The sequence below is a fragment of the Pontimicrobium sp. SW4 genome (genome assembly GCF_039954625.1).
Lineage (GTDB): Bacteria > Bacteroidota > Bacteroidia > Flavobacteriales > Flavobacteriaceae > Pontimicrobium.
The window spans coordinates 1,504,175-1,521,448 of record NZ_CP157199.1 but is presented as its reverse complement, the minus strand read 5'-3'; the positions used below and the strand labels follow the sequence as shown (position 1 = coordinate 1,521,448).

Genomic DNA, 17,274 nt, shown 5'->3' with positions numbered 1-17,274 from the left:
TAAAAAAGAGCCACTCAATATTGAGTGGCTCTTTTTTATTTTATATCTTTTACGTAAGTACAACGTTTTTTAAATACTTGAGGATTAAAATTTTTCCATAGCTTTTGTATAGCAGTGTTATCATCTAGCTCTGGACCACGAATACACATTGTTATTCCTTTTTCAGTAAAAGTTTTATGAAACTCTTCAAAAATAACAGCAGTAACGCCTTTATTTTGATATTCTGGTAAAACACCAATAAGATAGAATGTTACCGTTTTGCTATGCTTTTTAGCATGTAATAAGTGCTTAAAACCAAAAGGCCATAGCTTTCCATTCATTTTTTGTAAAGCTTCAGCGTAGGAAGGAGTTACAATTCCAAATCCAATAAGGTTGTCGTCTTTGTCTAGAACGAATTTTACATATTCAGGATTCAAAAATCCAATAAATTTCTTTTTAAAGTATTCCCTTTGTGCATCATTAATGTCAACAAAAGATGATAATACTGAGTGCGATTTTGTAAATACCTCAAACATTTGGTTCGTATAAGGTAATATCTCCTTATTGCTAGTAAAATTTAAGGCTTTTAATTGATAACGTTTTTTTACAAGCTCCTGGATTCTAGAAAAATACTCACGTTTAATATCACCAAAAGCCATTTTATTTTCAGAATATCCTTTCCCGAAAGTCATTCCGTAAGCTTCTAGATGATTAACATAATAGGGGTGGTTTTCCCAAGTAATCATACTACCTATATGGTCAAAACCGTCATAAACAACACCTACTTTGTCTAAATTAGAAAAACCTATTGGTCCTTCTATAAACTCTAAGTTGTTTTCTTTTCCAATTTCGTTAACCTTGTCAAGCAATGCTTTTGTTACATCTTTATCATCAATCACATCAAACCAACCAAAGCGCATTTTTTTTATGCTTTGCTCTTTGACTTCAATCCAATTAATTAAAGCAGCAATACGACCAACAATCTCCCCATTTTTGTAAGCTAAAAAGAAGCGTCCCTCGGCATCTTGAAATACAGGATTTATTTTCTTATTGAATGTCCTTAATTCTTCACTAATAATTGGAGGTACCCAAAATTCTGAATTTTTGTAAAGTGAAAATGGAAATTTTACAAATTTCTTTAAGTCTTTCTTAGAGAGTGCTTCTTTAATTTCGATCATATAATCTTATTCCTATTGCTCTTTATCGCTATGGAAATCTAAGCGATATGAAGCTCCAAAATTTACACTAAAAACTGATGGCGTATCTTTTGTATTGAATGTAACAGCTGAATCTAACTGAAAATCTTTACCTAATAAATATGCGCCTCCAAATCTAAACAAATTATCGGCATAAAAATCACTTTGTATTCCTTGAGTTTCAGCAAATATTACCCATTTTGGGCTAAATGAATGTGTTAATGTTAAAATGTATTGAAAATCAGATTGTTCAGTACCTATACGTTCTTTAATAAAATTCATTACAAATACCCAGCCACCAGAAAAGTTGTTTTGTGTAGCAATCATTACTCGTGGACTAATCCCTTCAATTTCTGGAGCAGTATAGGGATTGTTTTTCGTATCGTAATGCATTCCAGCTCCAATAGCTATAGCTGGAATTAAAGAGTTCCATTTAAATTTTCTGTTAGCATGATAGCTATAAATGTTTGGTTTGTCTTCTTCGGCATTTCTATTTGGGTCAAAAAACATGTATTTGGCACCAATGACTAAACTTTTAAAGTTTGCTCTATCTTGGTCTGAACTTAAAGAAGTGATATATGTCTTAGTATCGTTTTGGTATGTCCCTTCAATATTTAGTTCTAACTCTTCAAATAGTAAACCATAACGAACAGCAAAATCAGCTCCAAATCCTGAAACTTCATATCTAGTAGCTGGAGTTCGTTCTTCTTTTATCATATATGGTCCAATTTCAAATTGAGCCACATTAGTACCTACTGAAAAGGCACTTCGTGACACTCCTGGGCGATTTGAGTTAATGACTTCGGTGTATTGCCCAAATGAATTCATAGAAAAACTAAGGCAAATTAGTAAGAATAAATAGGTTTTTATTGATTTCATAATCGATTTGTTATTTACCAAATATATTGATTTTATTATTTTTTTATAAACTTAAAACGGATTTTAAATTGGAAGAATTGTATTTTTGAATAAATTTTATTTTATGTTGCAATACGCTTCTCTTGTAGGTTTTTTAAGAACAATTTTAATAATTCTGTTGATTTGGTACGGAATAAAAATACTTTCTAGGATATTTGCGCCTGTTTTAATGCGCTATGTAGCTAAAAAAGCAGAGCAGAAATTTGGAGGACAATTTAATCAACACCAACAGCCTCAGCCTCAAAAAAAGAAAGAGGGTGAAATATCTATAGATAAAATGCCAAATGAGAATACATCTTCAAATAAAAAGGTTGGCGAATACGTAGATTACGAAGAAATTGATTAATTTTCTAGAAATATTTTTACTGAATTAATCCATGAATTTTTCTTTTAAAAAAATCATACCACACATACTAGTTCTTTTAGCGTTTGTGGTAGCTTCCTTAATATATTTTAGCCCAGTTTTACAAGGCAAACAAATATTCCAGAGCGATATTATGCAATACACTGGAATGGCAAAACAACAAAACAACTTTAGAGCGAGTACAGGTGAGGAAACCTATTGGACTAATAGTGCGTTTGGAGGAATGCCTACATATCAATTAGGAGCAAAATATCCTCATAACTATATAAAAAAATTAGATTTAGCCTTGCGATTTTTGCCTAGACCAGCAGATTACTTATTTCTCTATTTTTTAGGGTTTTATATTCTACTTCTGGTACTTAAAGTCGATTTTAAACTTGCTGCATTGGGTGCTTTAGCTTTTGGGTTTTCTACCTATTTAATCATTTTATTAGGTGTTGGTCATAACAGTAAAGCGCATGCCATTGCTTATATGCCATTAGTCTTATCTGGAATATTGCTCACATTTCAACGGAAATATGTTTTGGGGTTTTTGCTAACCATTATTGCTATGGCGTTAGAGATTGTAGCAAATCATTTTCAAATGACGTACTATCTTCTATTATTGGTAATAGTGTTAGGAGTAGTCTATTTAATTGATGCTTATAAGAAACAAGAATTACCGCATTTTTTTAAATCTGTAGGTATTTTAGTTGCTGCTGTTATTTTATCTATTGGATTAAATGCTACAAACATTATGGCTACTCAAGAGTACGTGAGTGAAAGTTATAGAGGGAAAAGTGAATTAACCATTAATCCTGATGGGTCTCCAAAAGAAGTTACCAATGGCTTAGATAAAGAATATATCACCGAATATAGTTATGGTGTCGCCGAAAGCTTCAACCTTTTTATCCCACGTTTTGTGGGTGGAGGAACTATTGAGAAATTAGGTAAAGACTCTAATGTATATAATGCTTTTATAAATTTGGGAGCAACACCTATACAGGCTTTAAACGAAGTTAAGCAAACACCAACGTACTGGGGAGATCAACCCATTGTAGAAGCACCTGCGTATGTTGGTGCGGTTATTATATTTTTGTTTGTACTTGGACTCTTTTTGGTTAAAGGACGTTTAAAATGGTGGCTTGTTGGAGGTGTTTTAATGTCTTGGTTACTATCATTAGGCAAGAACTTTGGATTACTAACCGATTTATTTATAGACTACATACCATTATACAATAAATTTAGAGCAGTTAGCTCAATACAAGTTATTTTGGAGCTATGTATTCCAGTATTAGGAATCTTTGCACTTGTTAGATTGTTTAACAATTTTGAACAAAAAGAAGCAAAGCTTAAAGCTTTAAAATACGCAACGGCTATTACTGCTGGTATTGCACTAATATTTTTGCTATTTAAAGGCAGTTTATTTGATTTTTCAGGAATTAGAGATGGACAATACTTGCAAGCTTATGGGCAATCATATATAGATGCTTTAAAAGAAGATAGGAAAGCCATTTTCAATACTGATACAATTAGATCTTTAGTTCTTGTGTTGTTATCTGCAGGAATTATTTGGCTATTTTTAAAAGAAAAGCTATCCGAAAAACTAGTAGTTATCGCTTTTGCTGTATTGATTGTATTCGATTTAGTTGGGGTTGATAGACGTTATGTGAATAACGATGATTTTGTTTCAGCAATTCAGGTACAAAAGCCATATCAAGCTAATGCTGCAGACCAAGAGATTTTAAAAGACAATTCGCATTATAGGGTCTATGATTTAACTACTGGAAATACTAAACCATCTTATTTTCATAATTCGTTAAATGGTTATACAGCAGCACGTATGAAGCGATTTAATGAGCTTTTTGATTTTTATATTAGAAGAAATCATTTGGAAACGCTCAATATGTTAAACACAAAATATATTATTGCTCCAGCTGAAAATGATCAACCTCAAGTATTCACAAATACTGATGCCAATGGAAATGCTTGGTTTATTGAATCTTTTAAAGCTGTAGATACTGCTAATGAAGAAATTATGGCACTAGATAGTTTAAATACTAAGACTACAGCTGTTTTAAATAAAGCACAATTTAATATTATACCAGATGTAACATATCAAGTAGATTCTCTTGCTGGTATTAGATTAATAGATTATAAGCCAAACTATTTAAAATATGAATCAAATAATGCTAATGATGGATTTGCTGTATTTTCTGAAAACTACTACCAACAAGGTTGGCAAGCTTATCTTGATGGGAAAGAAATGTCACATATTCGTGTAAATTATGTGTTACGTGGTATGGAGATTCCTGCAGGAACACATACGATAGAGTTTAGATTTGAACCACAAGTAGTAAAAACGGGAAGCACTATTGCTTTAGGCACGAGTTTAATAGTTGTATTGCTATTATTGGTAGGATTATTTTACCAGTTTAAGAAAGATAATGTAAAGACTACCACAAGTGCGTAAAAAAGTGCTTATTATAACCTATTATTGGCCACCTGCTGGAGGTCCAGGTGTACAACGTTGGTTGAAATTTATTAAGTACTTACCAGAGTTTAATATTGAACCTATAGTATATATTCCTAAAAACCCAAATTATCCAATTATTGATAATAGTTTAGTAGATGAAATTCCAAAAGACTTAACTATTATTAGGCAACCAATAGTAGAACCTTATAAATTAGCCAGTAAGTTTTCAAAAGGACAGTCAGATACAATTAGTAAAGGCATCATTCCAAATAAAAAAAAGCAAAGTGTCATGCAAAGGCTTATGCTGTTTGTAAGAGGTAATTTTTTTATTCCTGATGCTAGAAAAAAATGGGTAAAACCTTCAGTTAATTATTTGTCAACCTATATTAGGGATTATAATATAGAAACAATTATCACTACTGGTCCTCCACATAGTTTGCATCTTATTGGTGAACAACTTAAAAACAGACATGATATTAGATGGATTGCAGATTTTAGAGATCCTTGGACAACTATTGGGTATCATAAAAAGCTAAAGCTTACGCCAATGGCTCGGAAGAAGCATAAGTTTTTAGAATCTAAAGTCTTAAATACTGCTGATACAATTGTTGTAACGAGTAATAATACTAAGCAAAACTTTTTATCATTAACTGAAAAACCTATCGAGATTATTACAAACGGTTATGATTATGAATCGGTTGGTAATGTTGATTTAGACACCAAATTTTCGTTAGCACATATTGGTTCTTTATTGTCAGATAGAAACCCTGAAGTGCTTTGGAAGGTTTTGAAAGAACTTATAACAACCAATAAAATATTTGCATCCATGTTGCAACTCAATTTTGTTGGTTCTGTGAGTAAAGATGTATTGAAAAGTTTAGAAGAATATAATCTTTCTCAGTATGTAAATCTAATTGGTTATGTTCCACATTCAGAAGCTATAACACATCAAAAAAAATCACAAGTTTTATTATTGATTGAAATTGATTCCGAAGAAACTAAATGCATCATTCCAGGAAAATTATTTGAGTATATGGTGTCTAATAGACCTATTTTGGCGATTGGACCAAAAGGGTCTGATGTAGACAATATTTTAAGGTCTACAAACACTGGGAACTACTTTTTGTATAATGACTATGACGCCATAAAAGAAGTTGTTTTAGATATGTTTCAAGCTTTTAGATCTGGTGAGTTAAAAAGCAACGCCATTGGACTTCAGCAGTATAGTAGAAAAACGCTAACTTCAAAGTTAGCTGAACTAATAAACTAAAAATCGGTTAATGGGAATAGTTCAAAATCAATCGTTTAAAAACACTATCACAACCTATATTGGTTTTGGTATAGGAGCGATTAATACCTTATTTCTATATACCGAGTTCATGTCTGAGCAATATTATGGACTCGTAACTTACATATTATCTACAGCTTATGTGATGATGCCTCTATTGGCGTTTGGAGCTCACAATACTCTGGTTAAATTTTATTCGTCATATAAATCTAGAAATAACATTAATAGTTTTTTAACATGGATGCTATTTCTACCATTATTGTTAATTATTCCTCTAGGATTAATTGGTTATGTAGCATTTGAGCTAATTAGTAATTTTCTATCTGAAACAAATCCTATAATTAAAGATTATGTATGGCTTATTTACGTTGCAGCCATAGCGTTTTCGTATTTTGAAGTATTCTATTCTTGGACCAAAGTACACATGAATAGTGTGTTTGGAAACTTTATGAAAGAAGTATTTCATAGAGCAGGAGTAATGGTGCTATTATTCTGTTTATACTTTAATGTTATAACAATTGAGACTTTTGTGTATGCTGTTGTTGGTGTATATATTTTGAGGATGCTCATCATGAAATTGTATGCCTATTATGTGAGGCGACCAATTTTTAGATTTGGAAAGTTACCAAACACAACAGCAGTTTTAAAGTATTCAGCTTTAATAATTATTGCAGGTTCGGTGGCAAATATCATATTGGAAATTGATAAGTTTATGATTGGCCAGTACATCGAGATTGAAAAAGTAGCCTATTATGGCGTTGCTATTTATATTGCGACTGTTATTGGTGTTCCTGCACGTTCAATGCATCAAATAACCAATCCATTAACAGCAGAGTTATTAAACAAAGGCGAACGCGATAAACTTAAAGTATTATATAAAAAAAGCTCACTTAATCTATTCATTATCAGTGGATTTGTATTTTTATTAATCATACTTAATATTAATCAGCTATACGAGCTTATTCCAGATAAGTATACAGGTGGATTGGTAGTTGTGCTCTTAATAAGCGTTGCTAAATTATCCGATAATATTATTGGCAATAACAATGCTATTTTATTCAATAGTGATTATTATAGAGTAGTTTTGGCTTTAGGTGTCTTGTTAGCTGCTATGGTTGTGGTTTTTAATGCTATATTAATTCCAGAGTATGGTATTAATGGCGCTGCATTCGCCACATTTATGTCTGTGATTGTTTATAATTTTGCTAAAGTAGCATTTGTCTATTATAAATTTAAGATGTCTCCTTTTTGTACTAATACACTAAAAACGTTAGCCTTAATTATTATTCTAGCTGGAGTCTTTTATTTCTGGGAATTTCCATTTCATCCAATTATTAATATTGGACTAAAATCTATTCTAATAGGAGCTTGTTATGGTTTGATTGTTTATAGAATGAATTTATCCGAAGATATTTCTGTAATCTTTAACAAGTTTCTTAAGAAGTAACAGGTCTTTAAAAAGAAAATCCCGCAAGGTGCTTTGAAGCATTCATCTTGCAGGATCATCCAACTAACTAACCAAAATTATAATATCATTGACGTCTTTTACTACTTCTAGAGTTAGACTTAGACTTTTGTCTTGTTTGTGGTGTTCTTTTCTTACTAGCTTGAGAACTCTTACTACGTCCTGAACGTTGCTTTACACTTTGTGTTTTACGTTGCGTACTGGCTCTTTGAGTAGCTTTAGGCTTAGACGTGTTTCTAGACGTTGTACGTACTCTAGGCTTTGTACTTGTATCTCTTCTTGCTGTTTGAGATCGTGACTGTGTTGTCGTTCTTTTTTGGGATCTACTAACATTATCGTTTCTATCTACTGTTCTGTTTGAACGTGTAGCTCTTGCATCATTTGATGTTCTTGACCTTGTTGCTCTTGTATCACTAGATGATCTAGCTCTATTAGTAGTTACATCTGTATTTCTTCTGGTAGAAGATCTTGTAGTACTACTATTTCTAGTCGCTCTAGAATTTTGATCTGTACTTGCAATACGACTGCTGCTTCTAGTAGTTGTAACATCACCACGTCTTGAAGAGCGTGTTTGTGCATATCTATCACTTTGTCTTGTAGAAGAGCGTTGAGCTACTGAGTTTCCACGTCTACTTCTAGTATAAGATACATTAGGTCTGTAATTATCTCTATATGGTCTGTAATATGTATGTCTTACAGGTTCATAATATCTTCTATATGGTCTGTTGAATACAATTCTAAAGTCAATTAATGGAGCACTATAATATGTGTGCCATGGTCTATATACATAACTTCTGTTATATACATTAATAAATCCTGTGCAGTGCGAATATCTATTATAAGCATTGTAGTGTACATATAAACCTCCAACACGATTTACATAACCGTAATTGTTATATCTTATGCGCACATCGCCAGCACGAACTATACGTCCATAATAATCGTAATAAATTGGAATGTTTTCAATTTGTACAACAGCACCATAGTCATCATATTGTACATAAGCATCGTAGCTATGTCCAGTATTAAAGCTAATGCTTACACCATTAAAATCGGTATAAGCACTAAAGCGTGGACCGTAATCTAACACGTTAAAATCGAACTGACCATCACGAAATACCGAAAACTCCACACCTTGTTCTACAAAAATGAAAGAATTACCATAATTTCTCACAAAATTGTTTGATGCATGAGCATTAATATCTAAACTGTTGGTGGTTGTTGTCGCACTAACAGAGACTCCTGTGAGGAGTACACCTGCAAAAAATAATAGTAATTTTTTCATCTTGATTTGATTTTTGCGTTAAGCAGTACAACAAACATGTACTACAAAACAATTCGTTTTTTTCTTGATACTTAATACTTACCAAGCATCGTGCCAAAAAAATGTATTTAAATAAAAAGCTATAGATATTGAATTGATGAAATTGAAATTTTCAACTATTAGTGTTAATAAGTTTATAAAGAATGTATGAAATGACTACATGAAATTATAAATATTTCCGACCTTAGACATATAACTAATCAAAACATTATTTACATGAAAAAAAATTACTTTATACAATGTATTGCAACTTGTTTAATTTTTATAAGCGTAGAGACAATTCTAGCTCAATCTACAGAAGTTTTTGATGGAGAAGCTGGTAAATCAACTACCTTTACTGATAATGGACAAACATTTAATATAGTTTCTGCTGAAGGGTATGATGTCTTTCTTCATGGAACAGTAAATGGCATTGGACCAGGAACAGATAGTTGTACTGGATGCGGTTGGAGTGGTTCTGCTCCAGACCAACAATTTGTTGATAATACAGGTAATGGTAATTATGATGGAGATAACAATGGAAGCAGTTTCTCAATTGTTCCAGTTGGAATTGAAATGACTGTGCAATCACTGTATCTTTTTTGTTCAACAAGATCCTTAGCTGCAACTACTGGTACATTAACTATTACAGGTAATAAAGGAGGAGTAGAAGTTTTTTCTTTCTCTAAATCTTCTGGATTTGCAAGCCCAGTTACATTTACGCCAAATAATGGATTTACGTTTATAGATTTCGCAACAGAAGGAGCATCAAATTTTGCTAATATTGCTATTGATGAATTAGTTATTTCTAGTACTGGAAATTTGGATTATATGGCATTGGATGCATTTTCTTGGACATTAAATGTTTTGTCAAATGATGATAAAGAGCTAAATAAAATTTCTCTTTTTCCTAATCCATCATCAGATATTATTAATATCGCAAATTTGGAGACTTCAGAAAAATATAATGTGTATTCTATAACTGGAAGATTAATTAAGCAAGGTGTTGTTAGCAAAACAAAGCCAATTAATATCCAAAATATTTCTAAAGGCATGTATTTTTTACAACTTGAAAACTCAAATAAAAGTCAAAAGTTTATTAAACATTAGAATTTCTTTATGTCATTTAGCAATCTATGATAATGCTGAAATCTATTTTGAAGGCTTGATTAAGTTTATTAAGGAAGTAGATAATCAATAGGTTATATATGTGCTAAGTTTTGATTTTCAGCTTATTAGTTGTTAATAAGTTTTCTATTTATGTAAGATTTTTCTTGTATTCTAAAGTTGAAATAGCGAACTTCGTTTAACGTCGTGTATAAAACATTAAAACGATTTCATAAACACTAAAAGTTAGCTGTAATTAAAAAAACGTTAGAATATTTCGAATACGGCTTTCCGTAAATGAAGATGAAAGGAAACTAATAATTTAGTCAACCTAAAAGAATAAAAAATATGGCAAGATGTACAGCACCTTCGAGAGGACATAGAACAGCAAGTGGACGAGCAAATTGCCCTGCGTGTAGTAGTAGATATGGTGGATATAGTTCTGGATATTCATATCCATCTTATGATAACTCTTATACTTCGAGCAGAAGAACATCTTCATCTGGAAATTATAATAGTTCAAAAGGTCGAACTCGAAAAGCTTCTTGGTCAAGATCTGGTTCTACTATTTATTATACTTCAGCAGAGATAAATACACTTACACCTGTTAGAAAAGTCGTTGAAAAAAGAGCTGAAAAACCTGATATTAGAGATATTTTTCTTTGCCACGCTTGGGATGACAGAAAAGAATCTGCGTTAGAATTATACAACTTACTAGAATCAAATGGTGTAAATGTATGGTTCAGTGAAAAAGACATACCATTAGGAACTTCATTTCTTCGGGAAATCGATAAAGGTTTAGCCAAATCTAAAATTGGAATTGTTTTAGTAACACCTAGCTTCTTGAAAAGAGTACAGAACGAAGGTGTAGCCGAAAAAGAATTATCTGCTTTACTTGCTACTGACCAACTTGTACCTATTGTGCACAATACAACTTATGATGAATTGAGAGATGTGAGTCCATTGTTAGGGTCAAGAAATGGATTAGATACACAAGAGGATACAATGGAAAATGTTGCAAAGAAATTGGCTGAATTAATTACTGTGAATGAAAATAACTACAGCTAACACCGTGTATAATTAATTGCTTTGGCAAATGCTTATTTGGAAAATTCCTTCGGAATTTTCTCGGGTTCGCATTTGTTTACTAAATTAGTTACTTAACCACGCAGCTAACCATACACAAACACGTTAAACGAACCTAAAAAAAGCAAGAAACCCCAAAAGTCATTGGGAAATAACTAATGAGGTTTCTAAATAACCAATTTAGTAGGTTACGAACAATAGGTTAATAGCTGCGCCTTTTAGTAAGCGCTTTCTTTTTCAGTTTTTTATCACCTTTTCTGTAATAGTAGTAATCGTCATCACGACCATCCCATCTATCATCATACCAATCGTTGTCTTTATGAAAATGATCCGTTATACAACCTGTCATTCCGCAAAAGCCACAACCTTGGTTACTTCTATTTACGTTTCCACGAGTACCAACTATATCACCCCAACGGTTGTATTGTATATGTAAACCACCAACTTGTTTAAGTTGACCATAACGATATTGCATATATACCGAGCCAATGCGTTTTACACGCCCTTGATAATCGTAGTTAATAAACACATTGCCTATTCTACGAGCACGACCATATTTATCATGCGATATTTGTACACCACGTGGACGATTATAGTTAATTCTTACTCCTGGTGTTCCAAAATTGGCATTAATACTACCACGCTTAGTTCTCGATTTTCGGTAATAAGAATCGCCAAAATGTCCATAATTGGCATCTGTATTAAAATCGAATTCCCCATTTGGAAAGATTAAGAATTCCACACCACGCTCCACAAACAAAATAGGTTGCGTAAAACGATAGCGTTTCGTAATTCTTAAATCTTTACTGTCTAATTCAGAAACTTGTTCTGTTGCTGTTGCAAATGTTACACCTAGTAACATAGTTGCTAATACTAAAGTAATTTTTCTCATAGTAAAAGTATTTAAGATTAATGCCTACTCATTTAGCTTTTCGGCTTACGCTATTTGTTAATGAAGTTTTCATTTATCGTGCCAAAGTTGTAAATGATTGATATACAGTGAGTAGTAATGTTTTGTGACAAGAAGAGCGTATTACTCGTCATTATTATAAGGAAGTATTTTTCTTTTTATTAAATTTATGACTGACAAAAAAGTCGCTAACCAACCATCGATGTCAAAAAATACCGAAATAACAACTCCTTCAGAAAATGATGAAAATGTAGATTTTGCATTAGAGCAAAATATAACGATTTGCCAAAACTGCGAAAAGGAACATAATACTGAGTTTAAGTTTTGCCCTCATTGTGGGCAACAAACTAATGATGAACTAACGGTAGGCGTGTTGTTTTATAATACCATTGCTAATTACTTTTCGTTTGATGCAAGATTTTTTAGAAGTTTTATTCCTTTAGTGTTCAAACCTGGGATTTTAGCAAAGCGATTTGTAAGTGGAAAGCGTTTAATGTATTTGCATCCAGCGCAAATGTATTTATTTATTTCGGTGGTATTTTTCTTTTTATTTTCGTTTAAAATTAGAGAGTATAATGCCAATTTTGATAAGGCTTTAGAAAAGGGCTTTGAGATGGAAAAATCTAAGGATTCTATTAACATAAACCCTATTGATTCTTCAGCTATTGCAAAAATGAGAAAGCCGCTAGAGGGCAAAAATTTAGTACCTGGACTATCTGAACAAGAACAAAAAGAGTTTGATTCTATACTAACTGCGGCATCAAACCCAAAGAACTTAAAAAATAATTTCAATTTTGGATACGATACAGCAAAATTGGACTCTTTAATTGCTATTGATGCTCCAGAAAAAGAGCAATTAAAAGCAGTAGGAATGAAAGACGACGCAGGATTTTTTAAAAAACAATTTTTTAGACAATTAATAAAATTTCATAAAAATAAAGGAGGAGGGATTGTGCAGGCGCTTTTTGATAGTGTTCCAATTTCTTTGTTTTTCTTATTACCAATTTTTGCATTGCTGTTAAAAATATTCTATTGGAGACGAGGCCGTTTTGCACATCATTTGGTCTTTAGCTTTTACTATTTCTCATTTTTGTTTACAGTTATGTGCATTATATTTGGAATAAACTATATAGTTGAAATCCCAGATTGGATAGATTTTCTAGTACTACTTTCAACGTTTTTTTATTTAGTATTTGCGCTACGAAATTATTATGAACAAGGTTTTTTTATTAGCTTAATTAAATCCTCTATGCTCACATTTATATATATGATGGTTGTAGCGCCTATGACCGTTATGATTGTGCTTATTTTGGGATTCTTATTCTACTAATTACTAAATTTCGTCAATTCGCTATAACCCATGAGTTTCCCTTTTTTATTATAGGATTCAGAGCGAACCATGCCAACATTTTCAGAATACCATTCTTTAGAAGAGGCTGTTATTTTTATCATCATTTTTGTGCTAATGGTTTGCGATAGTACAATACAATCAAAGGAACCTGCGGTTGTGGTTAATTCTTCTCTTTTTTCAACTTTTCTGTCGGTGATTTCAATATTCATTTTTACTGCTATCATTCCTGTATCAACATTTATTGCAAGTGTGCCATCATCTAAGGTCGTTCCAGCAGGAGCATCCATATTTGGAATTTCAAATTTCGAAGCATCTACTTGTACGTCCATGTCTTCATAGGCTTGTAATTGGTTTCCATCCATTTTAAAAGCCATACCAAAATCGAATTTGCCATCCTTACAAACGGCTTCAAACTCATTAGTATATGCTTCTTTCCCTTTTTTATCCACTGAAACAGCTTTAATTTTAAAGGTTACATCATTTCCAGAGACTACTTTATCTAACAATTCATAGCTTGTTACGCCTTGAATTTTACCTTTTGCATTGTAATTTGTTATCTCCCAAGTTGCCCCTTTATTAGTTGGTACATAAGGTTTACAATCGGTTTGCGCATAGGTATTACCTACAATTGCAAAAAGTAAAAGAATGGTTTTAATGGCTTTCATTTCAAATGGTTTAATCGTTAATAAATGCTAGGAAGAATTGCTGTTTAAAGATAGCAAAAAAATAATATTATAAACTCATAGGACTTTTGATGAAATTCGTCAGTTCGAGTGAATTTTACGATTGGAAATTAGTGAAATTTGTATCGAGAAAAAGAATTTCAGCTTGCATTTAGTTCTCGATACAATTTTTCGTTCCTCAAAATCACTCGAACTGACGTAAACTTTTTTATGTGTACAATTGGAATAGTACTATAACTTATCTTTTAAGTATTTACCAGTAAATGATGCTTTGCTTTTTGCGACTTCTTTTGGAGTCCCCGAAGCTAATAGTTGCCCACCATTTTCACCACCTTCAGGACCAAGATCGATAATATAATCGGCACACTTAATAAGCTCTACATTGTGTTCTACAACAATAATAGAATGTCCTTTTTTTATAAGAGCATTAAAAGATTTTAGTAACTTTTTAATATCGTGAAAATGCAATCCTGTTGTAGGTTCATCAAAAATAAATAAAGCAGTTTCTTTAGTATTTCCTTTTCCTAAAAAGGTAGCTAGTTTAATACGTTGTGCTTCGCCACCAGAAAGGGTAGAAGAGCTTTGACCAAGTGTCACGTAACCCAAGCCAACATCTTGTAAAGGTTGCAATTTGTTCTTTATTTTTGCTTGACCAGTGTCTTCAAAGAATGAAATAGCATTATCGATGGTCATATTTAAAATATCATCAATTGTTTGTCCTTCAAAAGTAACTTCTAGTACTTCTTTTTTAAAGCGTTTACCTTTGCAAGTTTCACACTCTAAATGCACATCTGCCATAAACTGCATTTCTATAGTCACTTCGCCTTCACCTTTACAGGTTTCACAACGTCCTCCATCTACATTAAAACTAAAATGTTTGGCTTGATAACCTCTAATTGCACTTAATTTTTGCTTTGAATAGAGTGCACGAATATCGTCATAAGCTTTAATATATGTTACAGGATTTGAACGTGATGAACGCCCAATAGGGTTTTGGTCTACAAACTCAATATGTTTTATATTACTAAAATTACCAGAAATGGAAGTAAACTCTCCTGGTTTATCACCATAACTTCCAATCTCCTTTAATAAAGAAGGATAGAGTATTTTTTTAACCAAAGTACTTTTACCACTTCCAGAAACTCCAGTAACAACTGTTAGCATACCTAGAGGGAATGTGACATCGATATTTTTTAGATTATGCTCTCTGGCACCTTTAATATCAACAAAATACTTTGAGGTTCTCCGCTCTTTGGGCACTTCAATTTTATAAGTACCATTTAGGTATTTCGCAGTTAAAGAATCGGAGTCTAATATATCATTATAACTTCCAGTGGCAACAACTTGCCCTCCAAGAGTTCCAGCTTCAGGGCCAATATCAATAATTTCATCAGCCGCCGCCATGATGTCTTCATCGTGTTCTACTACAATGACAGTATTACCAAGATCTCGTAAAGATTTTAAAACTGTAATTAATCGTTCAGTATCACGAGGATGCAAGCCAATACTTGGTTCGTCTAAAATATACATAGAACCTACTAAACTACTACCAAGCGATGTTGCTAAATTAATTCGCTGACTTTCGCCACCAGAAAGTGTGTTAGATTTTCTATTAAGCGTTAAATAATTTAATCCAACATTGGTTAGGAATGACAATCTATTAGATATTTCTTTTAATAAACGCTTTGCAATTTCCGTATCATAGTCGTTTAGCTCTAATTGTTGGAAAAAGACAACAAGTTTATTTAATGGCATTTCAACCAAATCGGTAATGGTTGCATTATTAATTTTTACATAATTTGCTTCTGGACGCAAACGCTTACCATTACATACGTTGCATTTTGTTTTACCTCTGTAACGAGATAACATGACACGATTTTGAATTTTATAAGCTTTTGATTCAAGCTCAGCAAAGAAACTGTCTAAGCCTTCAAAATGTTCATTTCCTGTCCAAATAAGTTGTTTTTGCTCATCTGTTAATTCGAAATAAGGTTTGTGTATAGGAAAATTAAACTTATGTGAGTTATTAACTAATTGATCTCTATACCAGCTCATACTTTCACCTCTCCAAGCAAAAACAGCATTTTCATAAATAGACAGTCCTGTATTTGGAATCACTAGGTTTTCATCGATGCCAATAACATCTCCATAGCCTTCACATTTTGGACAAGCTCCATAAGGATTATTAAAACTAAATAAATGAATATTTGGTTCTAAAAAACTAATACCATCTAGTTCAAATTTATTGCTAAAATGTTGTTGTTTATTATCTATAAGTGTTTCTACAAAGCATTCTCCTTTACCTTCAAAAAATGCTGTTTGTATGGCATCGGCGAGGCGATTAAAGAAATCTTCATCATTTCTGACTATCACACGATCTATTACTAAATGTATAGAATCTTTGTCATTAATTTTTTGAATATAACCCTCAATACGTAACACATCATTATTTACCTTTACTCTAGCATATCCTTGTTGGTACAATACTTTAAGTTTGTCGCTCATTGTTCGACCTTCTTCTAAATGAATAGGAGCAAGGAGCAATAGTTTTTCGCCTTCTGTAAATGATTTAACATGATTAATTACATCTGAAACTGTGTCCTTTTTTACTTCTGAACCAGATTTTGGAGAATAGGTTTTTCCTATTCTGGCAAATAGCAGTTTTAAATAATCATAAATCTCAGTAGTTGTTCCAACTGTTGATCGTGGATTCGTAGAATTCACTTTTTGTTCAATGGCAATAGCTGGAGCAATGCCTTTAATGTAATCAACCTTAGGTTTATTGAGTCTTCCTAAAAATTGACGTGCATAGCTCGATAAGCTTTCAACATAACGTCTTTGTCCTTCAGCATATAAGGTGTCAAATGCTAAACTAGATTTTCCAGATCCCGAAAGTCCAGTGATTACTACTAATTTATTTCTTGGGATAACTACATCAATATTTTTTAAATTATGCAATTTTGCACCTTTAATAATGATGTTTTTCTTAGGATCTACGTTTATAATACTTGTGTTTTTGGACATTTTTTAGCGATAATCTGGCAAAGATACCACTTCTATCTTAGCTTTTAAAATGGATATTTCATCGAATTTTTAGGAAAAAAACACTTTTTTTTTGTTTTTTCGGAATGATTGTTGTTATATTTGAAACATATTAATCAGCAAATTA

The 17,274-nt window shown here is 32.2% G+C and carries 13 protein-coding genes; 7 read left to right on the top strand and 6 right to left on the bottom strand.

Translation table 11 applies throughout. The features are described from left to right. Positions 1–35: 35 nt before the first annotated feature. Positions 36–1,157 (bottom strand): GTP cyclohydrolase, encoded by a 1,122-nt coding sequence (locus ABGB03_RS07170; protein ID WP_347926079.1) that lies wholly within the window; start codon positions 1,155–1,157, stop codon positions 36–38. Between the two features lie 12 nt (positions 1,158–1,169). Next, entirely contained in the window at positions 1,170–2,054 is an 885-nt protein-coding gene (locus ABGB03_RS07165; RefSeq protein WP_347926077.1) for a transporter, read from the bottom strand. A 103-nt stretch (positions 2,055–2,157) separates the two neighbouring features. Between ABGB03_RS07165 and ABGB03_RS07160 the strand changes: the two genes are divergently transcribed. Genes ABGB03_RS07160 through ABGB03_RS07145 form a run of 4 tightly spaced genes read left to right on the top strand, consistent with a single transcriptional unit; the run spans position 2,158 to position 7,647 of the window. After that, entirely contained in the window at positions 2,158–2,439 is a 282-nt protein-coding gene (locus tag ABGB03_RS07160) for a DUF4834 family protein (protein WP_347926075.1), read from the top strand. A 31-nt stretch (positions 2,440–2,470) separates the two neighbouring features. Beyond that, positions 2,471–4,909, top strand: coding sequence for a YfhO family protein (locus tag ABGB03_RS07155; RefSeq protein ID WP_347926073.1), 2,439 nt, complete (start codon positions 2,471–2,473; stop codon positions 4,907–4,909). Next, positions 4,902–6,182, top strand: a complete 1,281-nt coding sequence (locus tag ABGB03_RS07150; RefSeq protein ID WP_347926071.1) for a glycosyltransferase family 4 protein — start codon at positions 4,902–4,904, stop codon at positions 6,180–6,182. Before ABGB03_RS07155 ends, ABGB03_RS07150 begins: the two co-directional genes overlap by 8 nt. A 10-nt stretch (positions 6,183–6,192) precedes the next feature. After that, the gene (locus ABGB03_RS07145; RefSeq protein WP_347926069.1) at positions 6,193–7,647 is read left to right on the top strand and encodes a polysaccharide biosynthesis C-terminal domain-containing protein; all 1,455 of its coding nucleotides are present in this window, start codon (positions 6,193–6,195) and stop codon (positions 7,645–7,647) included. An 85-nt stretch (positions 7,648–7,732) separates the two neighbouring features. Here ABGB03_RS07145 and ABGB03_RS07140 read toward each other — a convergent pair whose 3' ends face one another. After that, positions 7,733–8,950, bottom strand: coding sequence for a hypothetical protein (locus tag ABGB03_RS07140; RefSeq protein WP_347926067.1), 1,218 nt, complete (start codon positions 8,948–8,950; stop codon positions 7,733–7,735). 255 nt (positions 8,951–9,205) lie between these two features. Between ABGB03_RS07140 and ABGB03_RS07135 the strand changes: the two genes are divergently transcribed. Further along, the gene (locus ABGB03_RS07135; protein WP_347926065.1) at positions 9,206–10,078 is read left to right on the top strand and encodes a T9SS type A sorting domain-containing protein; all 873 of its coding nucleotides are present in this window, start codon (positions 9,206–9,208) and stop codon (positions 10,076–10,078) included. Between the two features lie 345 nt (positions 10,079–10,423). Beyond that, positions 10,424–11,143 carry a toll/interleukin-1 receptor domain-containing protein gene (locus ABGB03_RS07130; protein ID WP_347926064.1) on the top strand — a complete coding sequence of 240 codons (720 nt, stop codon included), beginning with the start codon at positions 10,424–10,426 and terminating at the stop codon, positions 11,141–11,143. Positions 11,144–11,363: 220 nt separating this feature from the next. Here ABGB03_RS07130 and ABGB03_RS07125 read toward each other — a convergent pair whose 3' ends face one another. Continuing rightward, positions 11,364–12,053 (bottom strand): hypothetical protein, encoded by a 690-nt coding sequence (locus ABGB03_RS07125; RefSeq protein WP_347926063.1) that lies wholly within the window; start codon positions 12,051–12,053, stop codon positions 11,364–11,366. A 187-nt stretch (positions 12,054–12,240) separates the two neighbouring features. Between ABGB03_RS07125 and ABGB03_RS07120 the strand changes: the two genes are divergently transcribed. Then, positions 12,241–13,401, top strand: a complete 1,161-nt coding sequence (locus ABGB03_RS07120; protein WP_347926061.1) for a DUF3667 domain-containing protein — start codon at positions 12,241–12,243, stop codon at positions 13,399–13,401. Here the strand turns inward: ABGB03_RS07120 and ABGB03_RS07115 are convergent. Together ABGB03_RS07115 and uvrA are read right to left on the bottom strand one after the other, a co-directional pair. Next, entirely contained in the window at positions 13,398–14,087 is a 690-nt protein-coding gene (locus ABGB03_RS07115) for a hypothetical protein (protein WP_347926059.1), read from the bottom strand. The genes ABGB03_RS07120 and ABGB03_RS07115 overlap by 4 nt on opposite strands. A gap of 249 nt (positions 14,088–14,336) precedes the next feature. After that, positions 14,337–17,129: an excinuclease ABC subunit UvrA gene (gene uvrA, locus ABGB03_RS07110; protein ID WP_347926057.1), complete on the bottom strand. Its 2,793-nt coding sequence runs from the start codon at positions 17,127–17,129 to the stop codon at positions 14,337–14,339. Positions 17,130–17,274: the final 145 nt, after the last annotated feature.

Excerpts from the sequence above, each read along its gene's own strand:
- ABGB03_RS07170 (WP_347926079.1), bottom strand. The coding sequence starts at position 1,157 with ATGATCGAAATTAAAGAAGCACTCTCTAAGAAAGACTTAAAGAAATTT.
- ABGB03_RS07165 (WP_347926077.1), bottom strand. The coding sequence starts at position 2,054 with ATGAAATCAATAAAAACCTATTTATTCTTACTAATTTGCCTTAGTTTT.
- ABGB03_RS07160 (WP_347926075.1), top strand. The coding sequence starts at position 2,158 with ATGTTGCAATACGCTTCTCTTGTAGGTTTTTTAAGAACAATTTTAATA.
- ABGB03_RS07155 (WP_347926073.1), top strand. The coding sequence starts at position 2,471 with ATGAATTTTTCTTTTAAAAAAATCATACCACACATACTAGTTCTTTTA.
- ABGB03_RS07145 (WP_347926069.1), top strand. The coding sequence starts at position 6,193 with ATGGGAATAGTTCAAAATCAATCGTTTAAAAACACTATCACAACCTAT.
- ABGB03_RS07140 (WP_347926067.1), bottom strand. The coding sequence starts at position 8,950 with ATGAAAAAATTACTATTATTTTTTGCAGGTGTACTCCTCACAGGAGTC.
- ABGB03_RS07135 (WP_347926065.1), top strand. The coding sequence starts at position 9,206 with ATGAAAAAAAATTACTTTATACAATGTATTGCAACTTGTTTAATTTTT.
- ABGB03_RS07130 (WP_347926064.1), top strand. The coding sequence starts at position 10,424 with ATGGCAAGATGTACAGCACCTTCGAGAGGACATAGAACAGCAAGTGGA.
- ABGB03_RS07125 (WP_347926063.1), bottom strand. The coding sequence starts at position 12,053 with ATGAGAAAAATTACTTTAGTATTAGCAACTATGTTACTAGGTGTAACA.
- ABGB03_RS07120 (WP_347926061.1), top strand. The coding sequence starts at position 12,241 with ATGACTGACAAAAAAGTCGCTAACCAACCATCGATGTCAAAAAATACC.
- ABGB03_RS07115 (WP_347926059.1), bottom strand. The coding sequence starts at position 14,087 with ATGAAAGCCATTAAAACCATTCTTTTACTTTTTGCAATTGTAGGTAAT.
- uvrA (WP_347926057.1), bottom strand. The coding sequence starts at position 17,129 with ATGTCCAAAAACACAAGTATTATAAACGTAGATCCTAAGAAAAACATC.